The sequence below is a fragment of the Streptomyces sp. NPDC048424 genome, assembly GCF_040651555.1.
Taxonomy (GTDB): domain Bacteria; phylum Actinomycetota; class Actinomycetes; order Streptomycetales; family Streptomycetaceae; genus Streptomyces.
In genome coordinates, this window is the sequence record NZ_JBEZKE010000030.1 from 12,047 (window position 1) to 25,702 (window position 13,656).

Consider the following 13,656-nt stretch of genomic DNA (forward strand, 5'->3'; position numbering starts at 1 on the left):
GACCGAAGGCTCCGTGCCCGTACCCGTACACCTCGCGGGCCGCACCGTGCGGCTCGAGCCCCTCGCCCCCCACCACACCGAGGCTCTGGCCGTGGCCGGGGCCGAGGATCGTACGACTTACGCCTTCACCCCCGTACCCCATGGGGTGCAGGCGTCCCACGAGTACATCGACCGTGCCCTCGCCGATCAGGCGGCGGGTCGATCGCTCCCCTTCGCCATCGTCAGAGCCACTGACGGGCGTGTCGTCGGTTCGACCCGGTTCCTGGAACTCGACTACTGGCAGGGGCCACTGGTGTGGCCCGCCGTGCCGGGCGTCCCGTTCGGCGATCCGGCGACGGCGATCCCCGATGCCGCCGAGATCGGCAATACCTGGCTGTCCCCCGCCGCCCAGGGAACCGGCATCAACACCGAGGCGAAGCTGCTCATGCTCCGCCATGCCTTCGAGACCTGGGGTGTGAGGCGCATCTCGCTGCGCGCCGATGCGCGCAACGGCCGGTCGAGAGCCGCGATGGAACGTCTCGGCTTCACCTGCGAGGGGGTCCGACGGGCCCATTCGCGGGGACTGGACGGCGCCGTCCGCAGTACTGCCTTCTACTCGATCCTCGACGAGGAGTGGCCGGCCGTGCGGTCGATCATCGAGCTGAGGCTGTCGGCCGGCGCGCAGCGCAAGCGTCGCCGCAAGACGCTGATCCCGGCCTAGCCGGAACGGACATCGGAACGGACACCGGAACAGACAAACGGAAAAACGGTCCTGCCCCGGCCCCGGCCTGCCACCGGCCGGTCGTGGGGGCGGCCGTTCCCGGGGCCTCGCCGCGGCCTCCTCATCCGAGGAAGGCCGGGGCGAGGGCCGAGTCCATGAGCCTGGCCGGGGCTCCGCTCCCGTCGGCCGGTACCGAGTACAGATCGGCGCCGAAGTCCCCCGGCAGGGCGTAGACGACGGTCCGGTCGTCGGTCCACACCACCTGGTCGTCCACGCTGCGCTCCTCACCGAGCGGGGTTTCCGCGCCGGAGGCCAGGTCCAGCGCGTACAGCCGCCACGGCGCCTCGGCCGGCAGGCCGGGCACCCGCTTCTTGAACACCACCCGGGTCCCGTCGGGTGACAGCGACGGGCACTCGACGTTCTCGCGCAGGGTGGTCACCGTGCGCGCGCCCACGTCCCCGCGGACCAGGTGGGTCCGGCCGCCGGTCGCCAGCGTCGCGTAGAACGTCCGCTCGTCGGCGGCGAAGGTGACACCCCAGAAATTCACGTCGGCGCTGCGGTACGGCTTGCCGTCCTTGAGGATCGTGAAGTCCTCCAGCGAGGCGTCGAGCCTGCCCGTGCGCAGGTCGAGCACCGAGGTCCGCGTCGAGAAATTCGTACCCGCGTACGAGTCCCCGCCGACGAAGACGGTCCAGGCGGCGAGGTGCCCGCCGGGTGAGACCCGGGCGCGGGTGGGGACACCGTTCAGCGGATGCGCCGACACCTCCTGCAGGCGGGCGTCGAGGACCACGGCCCGGTAGCCGTCCTGGACCCCGCTCCGGTCCGCCCGGAGGCAGATCCCGGTGCCGCCGGCCGCGTGGAAGCGCAGGCAGCTCACCCCGGACGCGGTGCGGGCACCCTCGGGCGCGCCGGCCGGGACGGTGGCGAGCTCGTCGCGGTGCGGGCCCCAGGCCATGTTCCGGAACACGATCCGCCGGCCGCCCTCGTCCGGGGCCAGTGAGACCGCGCCCGCCGAGATCCCCGGGCCGCCCGCCCGGGCGTGGTCCTTCTCCTCGGCCCGGGACGACGCCCGCAGGACGGCGACCACGCCCACGGCGGCGAGCAGGAGCACCGCGGTCGCGAACAGCAGCATCCGGCGCTGGAAGGTCATGAAGCGGCTCCGGGCGGGGTGGGGGTCCGGGGGCTGGGCGGGGGCACCATACCCAGCGGCCCCTGCATGAGCCAGGGACGTACGGCGTCGGGTGGGGGAACTCCATGTGCCGTTCCGGCGGCAGGCAATGACCTCCCCCAGGGCACCCCAAGAGAAGTCAAAATGCGGAACCCTGACATGCTTTCGTTCATCCTTCGAACGGAAGGATCCAGCTTCCAGACCACCCCGCCCCTCTGGGGCAGCACCAGCCGGAGAGCCACCGCACATGTCGTACGCACCCGACGGGCAGCAGTACCAGCCGTACCGGCCGCAAGGGCAGAGCCCGCAGCCGCCCTACGGCGACCAGTACGGCCAGCCGTACGGACAGCAGCCGTACGGGGCCGGGGGCGGCCAGCAGCAGCCCCCCGGCCGGCCGCAGCCTCCGTACGGGCAGCAGCCGCAGTACGAGTACGAGCCACAGGACCACCAGGGCTACCAGGAACCGCCCGAGCCCCCGCGCCGCAAGTCCCGGGGCCGGCGCTGGGTGATCGCGGGGGCCACCGTCCTCGCGCTCGCGGGCATAGCCGCGCTCGTGATGAACCACTACGAGATACCCCCCTTCACCGACAAGGGGTCCGCCGTGTCCTTCGGGCAGCCGTCCGCAGGCGGCGGCGGCAAGAAGAACGACGCACCGCAGCAGGCCGCGAACTCCAAGATGCTGATGCCGACGGGTCCGGCCGCCGACTTCAAGAACTCGATGACCCTGCCCGACGGCACCCACGTGGCCGTCACCACGCTGGACGGCAAGAAGTCCGGCTTCAAGGGCAAGGTCTGGGTCTGGGCGCCCAAGGAGTACAACGACCCGAAGTTCGCCAAGAGCGGCTTCCCGGTCATGATCGCCCTCCCGGGCGGCGCCGGTTACCCCAGCAACTACTGGATGGGCACCGACCTCGGTCTGCAGACCAGCATCAGCAAGTGGTACGCCGAGGGGAAGAGCAAGCCCTTCATCCTGGCCATGCCGGTCCTCAACCCGGCGCCGGACGACAAGGGCATCTACTGGGACGGCTCCGACATACCCGGCCAGCCCAAGATGGGCACCTGGCTGACCGAGGACGTCCCGGACCTGATGAAGGCGAACTTCCGCACCGTCAAGTCCCGTGACGGCTGGGCCTTCATGGGCTCGTCCACCGGCGGGTTCGCGGGCCTGAAGGCCGTGCTGAAGCACCCGGACAAGTTCAAGGCCGTGATCGCCTCCGGCCCGGACGTCGTCCCGGACTCCTCCCTGTGGAAGGGCCACGAAAAGGAGAAGGCCGAGAACAACCCGGAGGTGCTGGCGAAGCAGCTCATCGACAGCAAGGGTCCGGACGTGTACCTGGCCTTCCAGGTCGGCGACAGCGAGAACAACAAGAAGACCCTGCCGGACGTGCAGAAGTTCATCGCCACCTACGGCAACAAGGGGCCCATACACACCGAGTTGAGGGTCATCAAGGGCGGCCAGCACAACGCCAAGACCTACGTCCCCAACATGGGTGAGGGACCGGTCCAGTTCATCAGCAAGGTCATGGAAGGGCCCGTCGAGTAACCACCGGCGCCCCCGCACGATCGAGTTCCGGCCCGCCGAACACCTTCGGCGGGCCGTTGCCGTCCCAGGCCGCCCAGCCCGGGTCGCCCGTCACCGCGAACCGCACCCAGGCCGCGTGCATCTCGTCGGCCAGCGCCTGCGGGGCGTCCGGCCCGGCCAGCCAGGAGGCCTCCGGCGCCGAGAGCGTGTCGAACACGAAGCCGATCTCCAGGGCGTGGCAGGCACCGAGCCCCGGGACGCCGGAGGGCCAGCCGAACTCGTACAGGTAGCTCGGGGCCGCCCGCCGCGCCCCGGCGAGCCTGCGCAGCGGGTCGCGCAGCAGCCGGTCGGTGATCAGCTGGCCGGCGAGCTCGGCCGGGCCCGCCCCGGGCAGGGCTGCGCGCAGCGCCCGTACGTCGGCCCGCTCCTTGCCGGCGCGGGCCCGGGCCAGCGCCACGGCGAGCGGGCCCAGCCGGTCCAGCAGTCGCATCCCGCCGGTGGGGGCGAGCCAAAGCCGGTACTCGTCGCTGGTCCATCCGAGGAGCAGGGGCACGTCGCCGGAGACGGCGGAGCCGGTCAGGGCGTCGAGGGGGTCGCCGGGGACGGTGCCGGGATCGGCGACCAGGCCGAAGGCGGGGCCGCCGAGGAGCGGGCCGGAGCGGCGCAGCACGGCCGCCTGGGCGGCGAGCAGGGTGGGCAGGGCGGTGGCCGTGAAGGCCTCGGCGGTGGCGCCCACCTTGAGCAGTGAGGCCATCCGCCGGACCATGGTGCGCACCTTGTCGCGCGGCAGGACCTCGGGGGCTCCGCTCTGCAGGACGGCCCGGGCGAAGAGCCCGGTGGCGCGCGGGGCGGCCAGGAGGGCGCCGATGCTGATGGCTCCGGCGGATTCGCCGAAGACGGTGACGCGGGCGGGGTCCCCGCCGAAGGCCTCGATGTTGTCACGGACCCATTCCAGGGCGGCGATCTGGTCGAGCAGGCCGCGGTTGGCGGGGGCGTCGGGGAAGAGGCCGTAGCCGAGGACGCCGAGGCGGAAGTTGCAGGAGACGAGCACGACCCCGTCGCGGGCGAAGGCCGAGCCGTCGTACACGGGGACGGCCGAGGAGCCGCGGGTGTGCGCCCCGCCGTGGATCCACACCATGACGGGCAGCCGGGCCCCGGGTGCCGGATCGGGGGTCCACACGTTCACGCTCAGGCAGTCGTCCCCGGGGATCTCGGGGTCGGGCAGCAGGGCCGCGAACGTGTCCGGATAGGGCACCTTGGGCGCGGTGGGGCCGAAGGCGGTGGCATCGCGCACGCCGTCCCAGGCGGCAGCGGGCCGGGGCGCCGCGAAGCGCAGGGCGCCGACGGGCGGAGCGGCGTACGGGATGCCCCGGAAGACGGCGGTCCCGTCGGCCCCGGTCCGGCCCTCGACCACGCCGGCCGCGGTCCTGACCCGCGGCCGGCCGCCGACTGCGGCTCCGGCGTCGCCCACTGCGCTCATCCCGTCCTCCTGAACCCTGGTGCTGGGCGCACGGTCGCACAGCCGTCCAACGGGTGACAAGGCGTGACCGTGCCCGGGCCCGCCCAGGTTGGACGGGCATGCGATTCCTGCGTATCCACCACACCACGGTGCCCGTCCTGCTGCTCGCGGGCGCCTCGCTCCTCGGCGGCCCGGCCGTGGCCGCGGCCGGGCCGGAGTTCCAGTACGTCGGCCAGGACGACCAGGTCCACGGGCTGACCGCGCCGAAGGGCTGCGTCGAGGCGGAGGGCGGCGGCGCCCGGGCGGTCACGAACGGGACCCGGGGCACGGCGACCCTCTACCGGGAACCGGGCTGCGCGGGCCGGGTGGTCGGGGTACTGCGGCCCGGCGACGTCAGCCAGGTGCGGCCGTACTTCGCCTCGGTGCGTTTTCCCGTCACCGGGTAGGCCCAGCGGCCGTGACCCCTTGGCCGCCCCTGCGTTGTATGCCATGTCAAATGCCGCAGATTCTGCGGCGCCCCACATCTCACGAGGAGATCTTGATGTCGCGTATCGCGAAGGCATTCGCCATCACCGCTGTCACCGGTAGCGCCGTGGTCGCCGGTGCCGGTCTGGCCGTCGCCGATGCCGGAGCGCACGGTGCGGCGGTCGGCTCCCCCGGTGTCCTGTCGGGCAACCTGCTCCAGGTTCCGGTGCACGTCCCGGTCAACGTCTGCGGCAACACGGTGAACGTGATCGGTCTGCTGAACCCCGCGTTCGGCAACACCTGCGTCAACGCGTCGGGCCACGGCGGCGACCACCACACCGAGGGCGAGGGCTACGGCCACTGATCGTCTGATCGACCGAAGGGCCCCCGCCACACCGGCGGGGGCCCTTTCATGTGCGCAGGAGGGCGGACAGTGCGTCCTCGAGGTCTTCGATCCGGCGGTAGTGGACGGCAGCCATCCCCACCTCGCGGGCCGCGACGACGTTCTCGGAGGTGTCGTCGATGAACAGGCAGCGGTGGGCCGGGGCTCCGACCCGTTCGGCGGCTATGCGGTAGACCCGCGGATCCGGCTTCGCGACACCGATGCGGGAGGTGTTCACCACGACGTCGGCGAGGTCGTGAAGGCCTTGTCGGACAAGGTCCGACTCCAACCGCGTGGTCGCGTTGGAAACCAGGGCCACGGCCACGACTTCGCGGACCCTGGTGAGCAGGGAGACGACCTCTTGGTCGACGCGCGGCACGAGTGCGGACCAGGCCGCGACGATGCTGCGGGCGCGGTCCGTCGATCCACATGCGTCGGCGAGGTCCGCGGCCACCGCGGCACGCCATTCCTCATCGGTGACCTCCCCCGTGATCGCGGGGTGCAGGCGGGGCGGCGCGAAGGCGGCCGCCGCGATCGTGCCCGCGGGAAGTCCGTGGACATGGTCGAGGTCGGCGGGGCCGGGAGCGGGCCAGTGCCTCAGCACGCCGTCGATGTCGCAGAGCACGGCGTCGTAGGGGCGAACCGTCATGATCGGGACTCCTTCACGGTGTTCCACTCGTGGCAGGATCGCCACGGGATGGGTACCGAAGGCATCCTCGCAGGCCGTCCCCCCGGCGTATCACTCGTAGCGGTAAAGGGTCTGGTGGCCGAGGATTTCGCGTGGGGGGATGTTCCACGGGGGCATCGGCTCGTCGAGGGAGATCACGCGGCCCTGCTGGAGGTCGCCGCGGGCGAGGGGGGTCGCGGGGAGGTAGCCGGCGGCGGGGTGCTTCTGCTGCCAGCGGTCCCAGATCAGGTCCACGAAGGCGTGGTGCAGCCAGAAGGCCGGGTCGTTGGGGGCCGTGCCGCCCGTCATGTGGCCGCCGATCCACTGGTGGACCTTGTTGTGGTTGCGCCAGCGCTCGCTCTTGGGGGCGGCCCAGCCCTCCAGCTTGTTGCGGAAGCCGCCCGCGCCGGCGGTGGAGTCCCACGGCGCGCTGTCGTAGACCGGGTCGTCGATCGCCCACTGCAGTTCGGCCGCGGTGGGCAGCGTGATCGGGTTTTGCGGCCGGCCGAGGTTGCGGGTGAGGAAGGCGGACTCCGTGATGCCCACGGTCACGGTCCAGTTGCCCTTGTCGTAGGCGAACGGCCCGGTCATCACCTTGCGGTCGCTCGCCCGGCCGGTGCCGCCGAGGAAGTCGTCGGCCCAGAGGGAGGAGACCGGGCTGGTGTCGGTGGTCCAGTCCCAGTACGGGATGGACACGCCCGCGTCGATCTCCTGCAGCTTCCGCTCGAACTCCAGCAGGTAGAGCCGGTGCCAGGGGAAGAAGGAGGGCGACATGTGCCCGACGCGCAGCTTGCGGTCGCGGTCGGGCACGAAGTACTTGTCGTGGGTGCGCACGAACGTGTCGTAGGTGCCGTTGCGTTTCAGCTCCAGCACCGCCGTCGTGAACCGCTTCTTCTGGGCACTGGTCAGGTTCTTCTGGTTCTGCCGGGTGTGCAACGCGGGGCTCCTCCCGTTCCCGTGGGTGTGTCAGCCGTGGTGCGGGGCGGCCGCGAACGCCAGCTGCGCCGTGCCGAGTTCGTCGACGGCGGCCCGGGCCAGTTCCATCGGCGTCTCATAGGACTGGAAGTGGTTGATCCCGCTGAGGTAGCTGCCGTCGGCCCGGCGCATGACGTGCAGGGGGCGGCCGTCGATGCGGACCCCGGCGACGTCGACGGCGATGTGCCGGCCGCGGTACGTCTCCTCCTCCGCGAGCGGCGCCGGGGTCAGGGTCTGCCGGGGGCGCCGGGCGCGCAGCACGGGCGCCAGGGCCGCGGCCGTACCGGCGAGCACGGCCGCGGTGAAAGCCGTACGCAGGACCGCGCGGCGGGTCGGTGGTGCGGCGTCGGATGCAGCGGACATACGGTCTCCCTCGCTCGGTGGCCGGCGGCTACGGGTCTAACGCCGCGGGGCGGGCGAGGTCACCCGTGAGCGTTACGGGGCCGCTTGTAGTAGAGGGTGGTGGGGTGGAGACGGCCGGCCGGATCGGTGGCGTAGTCGGGGATGGTGCCGACCTCCGTCCAGCCCGCGGAGCGGTAGACGCGCTCGGCGCCGCTGCCGGTCTCGGTGTCCAGGAACAGCAGCACCACCCCGGCGCGGGCGGCGGCGCTCTCGGCCTCGGCCAGCAGCGCGCGGGCGGTTCCCCGGCCGCGGGCGGCCGGGTGGACCATGAGCTTGCGCAGCTCGGCGCGGTGGCGGCCGTTGGGCTTGGACTCCCGGTACCAGCTCACGGTGCCGTCGATGCGGCCGTCCTCGCCGGTGCGGGAGACCCACAGCGCGAGGGATCCGTCCTCGACGGCGGGCAGCAGGGAGTCCCACCAGGCGGCGGCGCCCTCGTGGTCGAGGCCGGCGAGGAAGCCGAGGGAGGAGCCGCCCTCGACCACCGCGAGGAGGAGCGCGGCGAGTTCGTCGCGGTGGGCGCGGAGTCCGGCCGCGTCGAGCACGGTGATGGTCTTCGTCATGCGGCGAGCGTAGGGATCAGCCGGGGACGCGCTGCAGGCGGGGCAGGTGGAGGTCGCGGAAGACCGCGGCCATGCGCAGGATGAACACGAGGCCTGCGGAGACGGCCGCGTTGGCCGTGTCCGGGAGCCCGGCCCAGTGCAGGCCGAGGTAGGCGGCGGCGCCGGCGAGCGCGGCGGTCGCGTACACCTCCTCGCGCAGCAGCAGGGGCGGGAACTCCCCGCAGAGCACGTCGCGGATGACCTCGCCGGTGACTCCGGTGAGGACGGCGAGGATGAGCACGGCGACGGGCGTGACCTGGGCGTCGATGGCGGCGCGGGCGCCGATGACGGTGACGACGGCGAGCCCGACGGCGTCGACGACCATGAGGGCGCGGTGCGGGAGTTCCCGGCGGCGCAGGTAGATCATGGTCAGGACGGCCACGGAGGCGATGAGGACGAGCAGCACCCAGTCGTGCGTCCAGTAGAGCGGGTGCCGGTCGAGGATGAGGTCGCGCAGGGTGCCGCCGGAGATGGCGGCCGCGAAGGCGAGGACCAGCCCGCCGAAGGGGTCCATGCGGGCGCGGTGCGCGGCGAGCACGCCGGAGGCGGCGAAGGCGGCTATGCCGAGGAGGTAGAGGGCGTGCAGCATGGCGGCCTCCTTCACGGGGCGGGCGGGTGAACGGGTTCTGCGCGGGCAACCCGTCGAGGGTGCCGCACCCGGCGCCGCCACCGCATCGGCCGTCCGGCCGGGGCCCACGGGACCCGTATCGGCCGAAGGTACGACGCACGGCCCGCCGTGGTGGCACCCCGGCGGGCCGGCCGTCACGTCCCGTACGGCGCCGGAGTCAGTACAGTTTGTTCACCGCGGTGCGCAGGACGTTCTTCCATGCGGCCACGGGCGGGGCTCCCCAGTAGCTCGACCACCGGACCAGGGTGACGGTGTCCCCGTCGCGGCTCACGCCCCACAGGTAGTTGAAGTCCGGGCGCTCCTGGGCGTCGGTGTCGAAGGTGGACATGCCCTGGAGGGTGGCGCCCTCCTCCACGTTCACCACACCGTGGTCGTAGCCCGTCGCCTTCAGGTCGGGCCGCTCGTTGCGGCGGCGGGGGCAGTCGGCGTAGTTCTGCCGGGCCGCGTCCGCGAACGCGACGGCCTCGGCCTCGGTCGCGAAGACCACCACCTTCTGCTCGGCGGTGGCGGTCTCGGCGGTGGTGAACTCGCGGTGCCAGACGTTCACCTCGGGCCGCTGCCACGACCAGTCCTCCAGGCAGTCGTACGAGGCCCCCCAGCCCTGCTGGACCGGCGGGGCCGACCACCCGACGCCGTCCCCGAGGCGGATGTCGGAGATGTAGAGGGTCCCCGGCCTCGGCCGCCACGGCTCGGCGCTCGCCGCCGGTCCCGCCGTCACGAAGGCCAGCACCGCGGCCGCCGCCACCGCCGCCGATCCGCGCATCCCCGCACGTACCCGTACCCGCATCGCTTTCCCCCTGAGTGTCCCGGTGTCCCCGCCCCGGCCGGGGCGTGGATACGCTCCAGCCTGCGCAGCGCCGCCCCGGTCACGGAGGCCCTTCGGAGACGATGACCTGAATTCCCGTCGGACTGTCCGAAAACGACAAAGACCCCAACAGGGAACCTTTCACTCCGGCATGCGTCCATCGCTCGGGACCGCGAACGCTGTAGGGGGTGAGGCCGCTACGACACGCGGCCGGGGAGACGCCGGCCGGGGCACGGCCCGGGCCCGGCTGTTCGGCGTGGCCCGGAACCGGCATGTCCGCGCCCAGGTGCTCGCGCTCCACGGGCGGGGTGATGCCGCTCCCTGATCCCCTGCCGGAAGGACCTCCTAGGGAGCGGGGAGTTCGGCGAAGTCCGCGACCAGGCCTCGGTGGTGGCCCGCCGTGCCGAGGGCCAGGGAGTCGGCCTTGGCCCGCTTGAGGTAGAGGTGGGCCGGGTGCTCCCAGGTCATGCCGATGCCGCCGTGGAGCTGTACGCACTCCTCGGCGGCGCGGACGGCCACGCCCGAGCAGTAGGCCTGGGCGACGGCGACGGTGAGCGGCGCGTCGGGGGCCTCGGTGGCGAGGGCGTCGGCCGCGGCCCTGGCCGCCGCGCGCGCGGAGGCCACGTCGAGCCAGAGCCGGGCGAGGCGGTGCTTGAGGGCCTGGAAGGATCCGACGGGCCGGTTGAACTGGTGGCGGGTGCGGACGTGCCCGACGGTCTCCGTCAGGCACCACTCGGCCAGCCCGAGCTGCTCGGAGGCGAGCAGTCCGGCCCCCGAGAGCAGCGCTCCGGCCACGGCCGCCCGGGCTGTGGCGGGGTCGGCGAGGCGGGTGCCGGCGGCCGATCGCAGGGTGACGGTGGCGAGCGGGCGGGTCAGGTCCAGCGGGACCTGCGCGGTCAGCTCGGCGGAGGCGGCCGGGACGGCGTACAGCCCGGTCTCGGCGAGTACCAGCAGGACGTCGGCGGCCACCGCGTCCGCGACGGCGGTGACGGTGCCGCTCAGCGTCCCGCCGCCGGAGTCCCGGATCGCGGGCGGGAGGGGCGCCCCGGGAGCGAGGGTCAGCGGCACGGCCGGTACGCACACCGTGTGTCCGGAGGCCAGCTCCCGCAGCAGCGGGGCGGCCTCCGGGGTGTCGCAGCCGAGCAGGATCTCCGTGGCGAGCACGGCGCTCGTCAGGTACGGGACGGGCGCCACGGCCCGGCCCAGCTCCTCGAGCACCACGGCCGCCTCGCGGTGGCCGGCGCCCTGTCCCCCGAGCTTCTCGGGTACGAGGAGCCCGGCGGCGCCGATCCCGACGGCGAGCGTGTTCCACAGTGCCGGGTCGTGCGGCCGGCCTGTCTCGGCCCGGGCGAGGACGCTCTTCGCGTCGCAGCGGTCGGCGAGGAGGGCCCGTACGGCGGAGCGGAGCTCCTCCTCGGTCTCGGAGTAGAGCAGGTCGGTCGGCGCGGCGGGTGTCGGCTGCGTGGTCGGCGTCGGCTGCGTTCGCTGCGTTGTCATCGGGAGAGGTCCTTCCACGCGATGTCCTTGTCGTCGCGCGGCTCGGGGGGCAGGCCGAGGACGCGTTCGGCGACGATGTTGAGGAGGATTTCGCTGGTGCCGCCCTCGATGCTGTTGCCCTTGGCGCGCAGGTAGCGGTAGCCGGCGTCGCGGCCGGTGAAGTCGACCAGTTCGGGCCGGCGCATGGTCCAGTCCTCGTACAGGAGGCCCTCCTCGCCGAGGAGTTCGACCTCCAGTCCGCTGATCTCCTGGTTGAGCCGGGCGAAGGTGAGCTTCATGCCCGATCCCTCGGGGCCGGGCTGTCCGGCGGCGAGCTGCTGGCGCAGCCGTTCCCCGGTGAGGCGGGCGACCTCTGCCTCGACCCACAGTTCCAGCAGCCGCTGGTGGAGGGCGTGGGTGCGCAGCGCGGGGCGCTCGCGCCAGGCGGCGGCGACCGGCGCGATCATGCCGCCCTCGCGCGGGATGCGCATGCCGCCGATGGAGACGCGTTCGTTCATCAGGGTGGTGCGGGCGACGGCCCAGCCCTCGCCCACCGCGCCCAGGCGGTGGCTGTCGGGGATGCGGACGCCGGTGAGGAAGACCTCGTTGAACTCGGCCTCGCCGGTGATCTGGCGCAGCGGCCGGACCTCGACGCCGGGGGCGTGCATGTCGCAGAGGAAGTAGGTGATGCCCTGGTGCTTGGGGAGTGCGGGGTCGGTGCGGGCGATCAGGATGGCCCAGCGGGCGGTGTGGGCGCTGGAGGTCCACACCTTCTGGCCGTCCACGATCCAGTCGCCGGAGCCCGTCTCGCGGACCGCGCGGGTGCCGAGCGCGGCGAGGTCGGATCCGGCGCCGGGCTCGCTGAAGAGCTGGCACCAGACCTCCGCGCCGACCCACAGGGGGCGCAGGAAGCGGTTCTTCTGCTCCTCGGTGCCGTACGCGAGGATGGTGGGCGCGGCCATGCCGAGGCCGATGCCGATCCGGCGCGGGTCGTTGTCGGGGGCGCCTGCGGCTTCCAGCTCGGCGTCGACGACGGCCTGGAGGGTGCGGGGTGCGCCGAGGCCGCCGAGGCCCACCGGGTAGTGGACCCAGGCGAGTCCGGCGTCGAAGCGGGCGCGCAGGAAGTCGGCGCGGGCGGTGTCCCCGGGCGGGTGGGCGGCGAGCAGGTCCCGTACCCGGGCGCGCAGCTCCTCGGCGGTGGTGGCCGCGGCGGTCATCGCGGGCCTCCGTCCTGGGCCGGTACGACGACCAGCCGGCCGGTGGTGGTCCCGTCGGCGAGGCGCTGTACGGCGTCGGCGGCCGCGGCGAGCGGGACCCGTTCGCTGACCAGCGGTTTCACGGCTCCCTCGGCGGCGAGGCGGGTGAGCTCGGTGTGGCAGGCGAGGATGGCGGCGGGCTCCTTGGTGGCGTAGAGCCCCCAGTGCAGGCCGAGGATGGCGTAGTTCTTCACCAGTGCGTGGTTGAGCGCGGGGGCCGGGACGGTGCCGCTGGCGAAGCCGACGACGACGATGCGGCCCTCGAAGGCCACGCACTTGGCGGAGGCGGTGTAGGAGTCGCCGCCGACCGGGTCGTAGACGACGTCGGCGCCGCGCCCGCCGGTGAACTCCTTGACGCGGGCGACGAGGTCCTCCGCCGTGCGGTCGATCACCAGGTCGCAGCCGAGCTCCTCGGCGGTGCGGGCCTTGGCCTTGCCTCCGACCACCCCGATGACGGTGGCGCCGGCGGCCTTGCCGAGCTGGACGGCGGCGCTGCCGACCCCGCCGGCGGCCGCGTGCACGAGGAGCGTCTCGCCGCTCTGCAGGCGGGCGCGGCGGTGCAGGCCGAACCAGCCGGTCTGGTAGCCGATGTGCAGGGCGGCCGCCTCGGCGTCGTCGAGGGTGTCCGGGGCCGGGAGCAGGGCGCGCGCGGGCGCGGTGACGTACTCGGCGAAACCGCCGTGCGGCAGGCTCGGGTTGGCGATGACGCGGCGGCCGTCCTCCGTCTCGCCGCAGATCTCGACGCCGGGGGTGAAGGGCAGCGGGGGCCGGATCTGGTACTGCCCGCGGACGAGCAGCGCGTCGGGGAAGTTGACGTTCGCCGCGAGCACTTTGAGCCTCACCTCGCCCTCGCCGGGTACCGGCTCGGGAACCTCTTCGAGGCGCATGGCCTCACGGGGCTCACCGGGGGTATGTACTCGCCATGCCTGCATCCGGGGCCTCCAGCCGCCGTCGAGGAATCACGCTCCGCGCGCATACTAAGCGGTCGCTTGCCCTTCTGTGAACCCATCGCCTCCGAAGGTGTGTGCACGGGGCCTGTTCGTCGTGCAGCATGTGTCCCGTAGATCAACAGTGATCGACATCGATCAACAGGCAGATGCCGCAGGGCATATGACCGCACCATCGGGGGGACTCGCGCCATGAACAGAATCG

The 13,656-nt window shown here is 73.0% G+C and carries 15 protein-coding genes; 4 read left to right on the forward strand and 11 right to left on the reverse strand.

Going from position 1 to position 13,656, the window contains the following annotated elements; genetic code table 11:
- The first annotated feature begins 13 nt into the window (after positions 1–13).
- Positions 14–700, forward strand: a complete 687-nt coding sequence (locus tag AB0D29_RS30865) for a GNAT family protein (protein WP_326478024.1) — start codon at positions 14–16, stop codon at positions 698–700.
- Between the two features lie 121 nt (positions 701–821).
- Here the strand turns inward: AB0D29_RS30865 and AB0D29_RS30870 are convergent, their stop codons facing one another.
- A complete protein-coding gene (locus AB0D29_RS30870; RefSeq protein WP_362858751.1) occupies positions 822–1,850 on the reverse strand; it encodes a hypothetical protein in 1,029 nt (342 codons plus the stop codon).
- A 265-nt stretch (positions 1,851–2,115) separates the two neighbouring features.
- On the opposite strand from AB0D29_RS30870, the gene AB0D29_RS30875 reads away from it, so the two are divergent.
- Positions 2,116–3,411 (forward strand): alpha/beta hydrolase-fold protein, encoded by a 1,296-nt coding sequence (locus AB0D29_RS30875; RefSeq protein WP_362858753.1) that lies wholly within the window; start codon positions 2,116–2,118, stop codon positions 3,409–3,411.
- Here the strand turns inward: AB0D29_RS30875 and AB0D29_RS30880 are convergent.
- A complete protein-coding gene (locus AB0D29_RS30880; RefSeq protein WP_362858754.1) occupies positions 3,389–4,870 on the reverse strand; it encodes a carboxylesterase family protein in 1,482 nt (493 codons plus the stop codon). The two genes, AB0D29_RS30875 and AB0D29_RS30880, sit on opposite strands and share 23 nt — an antisense overlap.
- Positions 4,871–4,968: 98 nt before the next feature.
- Here AB0D29_RS30880 and AB0D29_RS30885 point away from each other — a divergent pair, with 98 nt between their 5' ends.
- Complete coding sequence (locus AB0D29_RS30885; protein ID WP_362858755.1) at positions 4,969–5,295, forward strand: hypothetical protein; 327 nt, start codon at positions 4,969–4,971, stop codon at positions 5,293–5,295.
- A 95-nt stretch (positions 5,296–5,390) separates the two neighbouring features.
- A complete protein-coding gene (locus AB0D29_RS30890) occupies positions 5,391–5,678 on the forward strand; it encodes a chaplin (protein WP_362858757.1) in 288 nt (95 codons plus the stop codon).
- Between the two features lie 46 nt (positions 5,679–5,724).
- On the opposite strand, the gene AB0D29_RS30895 is transcribed toward AB0D29_RS30890, so the two are convergent.
- From AB0D29_RS30895 to AB0D29_RS30935, 9 genes are all read right to left on the reverse strand, one after another.
- On the reverse strand, positions 5,725–6,345 hold the full coding sequence (locus AB0D29_RS30895; RefSeq protein WP_362858758.1) for an HAD-IA family hydrolase: 621 nt from the start codon (positions 6,343–6,345) through the stop codon (positions 5,725–5,727).
- A gap of 90 nt (positions 6,346–6,435) precedes the next feature.
- The gene (locus tag AB0D29_RS30900) at positions 6,436–7,299 is read right to left on the reverse strand and encodes a tyrosinase family protein (protein WP_362858760.1); all 864 of its coding nucleotides are present in this window, start codon (positions 7,297–7,299) and stop codon (positions 6,436–6,438) included.
- A gap of 30 nt (positions 7,300–7,329) precedes the next feature.
- Positions 7,330–7,701, reverse strand: a complete 372-nt coding sequence (locus AB0D29_RS30905) for a tyrosinase family oxidase copper chaperone (protein ID WP_362804853.1) — start codon at positions 7,699–7,701, stop codon at positions 7,330–7,332.
- A 59-nt stretch (positions 7,702–7,760) separates the two neighbouring features.
- The gene (locus AB0D29_RS30910; protein ID WP_362858762.1) at positions 7,761–8,300 is read right to left on the reverse strand and encodes a GNAT family N-acetyltransferase; all 540 of its coding nucleotides are present in this window, start codon (positions 8,298–8,300) and stop codon (positions 7,761–7,763) included.
- A 16-nt stretch (positions 8,301–8,316) separates the two neighbouring features.
- Positions 8,317–8,928 carry a trimeric intracellular cation channel family protein gene (locus AB0D29_RS30915; RefSeq protein ID WP_362858764.1) on the reverse strand — a complete coding sequence of 204 codons (612 nt, stop codon included), beginning with the start codon at positions 8,926–8,928 and terminating at the stop codon, positions 8,317–8,319.
- 196 nt (positions 8,929–9,124) lie between these two features.
- Positions 9,125–9,754: a hypothetical protein gene (locus AB0D29_RS30920; protein ID WP_362858765.1), complete on the reverse strand. Its 630-nt coding sequence runs from the start codon at positions 9,752–9,754 to the stop codon at positions 9,125–9,127.
- A 363-nt stretch (positions 9,755–10,117) separates the two neighbouring features.
- On the reverse strand, positions 10,118–11,269 hold the full coding sequence (locus tag AB0D29_RS30925) for an acyl-CoA dehydrogenase family protein (protein ID WP_362858766.1): 1,152 nt from the start codon (positions 11,267–11,269) through the stop codon (positions 10,118–10,120).
- Entirely contained in the window at positions 11,266–12,465 is a 1,200-nt protein-coding gene (locus tag AB0D29_RS30930) for an acyl-CoA dehydrogenase family protein (protein ID WP_362858768.1), read from the reverse strand. Before AB0D29_RS30930 ends, AB0D29_RS30925 begins: the two co-directional genes overlap by 4 nt.
- Positions 12,462–13,436, reverse strand: a complete 975-nt coding sequence (locus tag AB0D29_RS30935) for an NADPH:quinone oxidoreductase family protein (RefSeq protein ID WP_362858769.1) — start codon at positions 13,434–13,436, stop codon at positions 12,462–12,464. The genes AB0D29_RS30930 and AB0D29_RS30935 overlap by 4 nt, the downstream gene beginning before the upstream one ends.
- Between the last annotated feature and the right edge of the window lie 220 nt (positions 13,437–13,656).

Excerpts from the sequence above, each read along its gene's own strand:
- AB0D29_RS30925 (WP_362858766.1), bottom strand. The coding sequence starts at position 11,269 with ATGACAACGCAGCGAACGCAGCCGACGCCGACCACGCAGCCGACACCC.
- AB0D29_RS30875 (WP_362858753.1), top strand. The coding sequence starts at position 2,116 with ATGTCGTACGCACCCGACGGGCAGCAGTACCAGCCGTACCGGCCGCAA.
- AB0D29_RS30895 (WP_362858758.1), bottom strand. The coding sequence starts at position 6,345 with ATGACGGTTCGCCCCTACGACGCCGTGCTCTGCGACATCGACGGCGTG.
- AB0D29_RS30890 (WP_362858757.1), top strand. The coding sequence starts at position 5,391 with ATGTCGCGTATCGCGAAGGCATTCGCCATCACCGCTGTCACCGGTAGC.
- AB0D29_RS30930 (WP_362858768.1), bottom strand. The coding sequence starts at position 12,465 with ATGACCGCCGCGGCCACCACCGCCGAGGAGCTGCGCGCCCGGGTACGG.
- AB0D29_RS30885 (WP_362858755.1), top strand. The coding sequence starts at position 4,969 with ATGCGATTCCTGCGTATCCACCACACCACGGTGCCCGTCCTGCTGCTC.
- AB0D29_RS30910 (WP_362858762.1), bottom strand. The coding sequence starts at position 8,300 with ATGACGAAGACCATCACCGTGCTCGACGCGGCCGGACTCCGCGCCCAC.
- AB0D29_RS30920 (WP_362858765.1), bottom strand. The coding sequence starts at position 9,754 with ATGCGGGTACGGGTACGTGCGGGGATGCGCGGATCGGCGGCGGTGGCG.
- AB0D29_RS30915 (WP_362858764.1), bottom strand. The coding sequence starts at position 8,928 with ATGCTGCACGCCCTCTACCTCCTCGGCATAGCCGCCTTCGCCGCCTCC.
- AB0D29_RS30935 (WP_362858769.1), bottom strand. The coding sequence starts at position 13,436 with ATGCAGGCATGGCGAGTACATACCCCCGGTGAGCCCCGTGAGGCCATG.
- AB0D29_RS30905 (WP_362804853.1), bottom strand. The coding sequence starts at position 7,701 with ATGTCCGCTGCATCCGACGCCGCACCACCGACCCGCCGCGCGGTCCTG.
- AB0D29_RS30880 (WP_362858754.1), bottom strand. The coding sequence starts at position 4,870 with ATGAGCGCAGTGGGCGACGCCGGAGCCGCAGTCGGCGGCCGGCCGCGG.
- AB0D29_RS30870 (WP_362858751.1), bottom strand. The coding sequence starts at position 1,850 with ATGACCTTCCAGCGCCGGATGCTGCTGTTCGCGACCGCGGTGCTCCTG.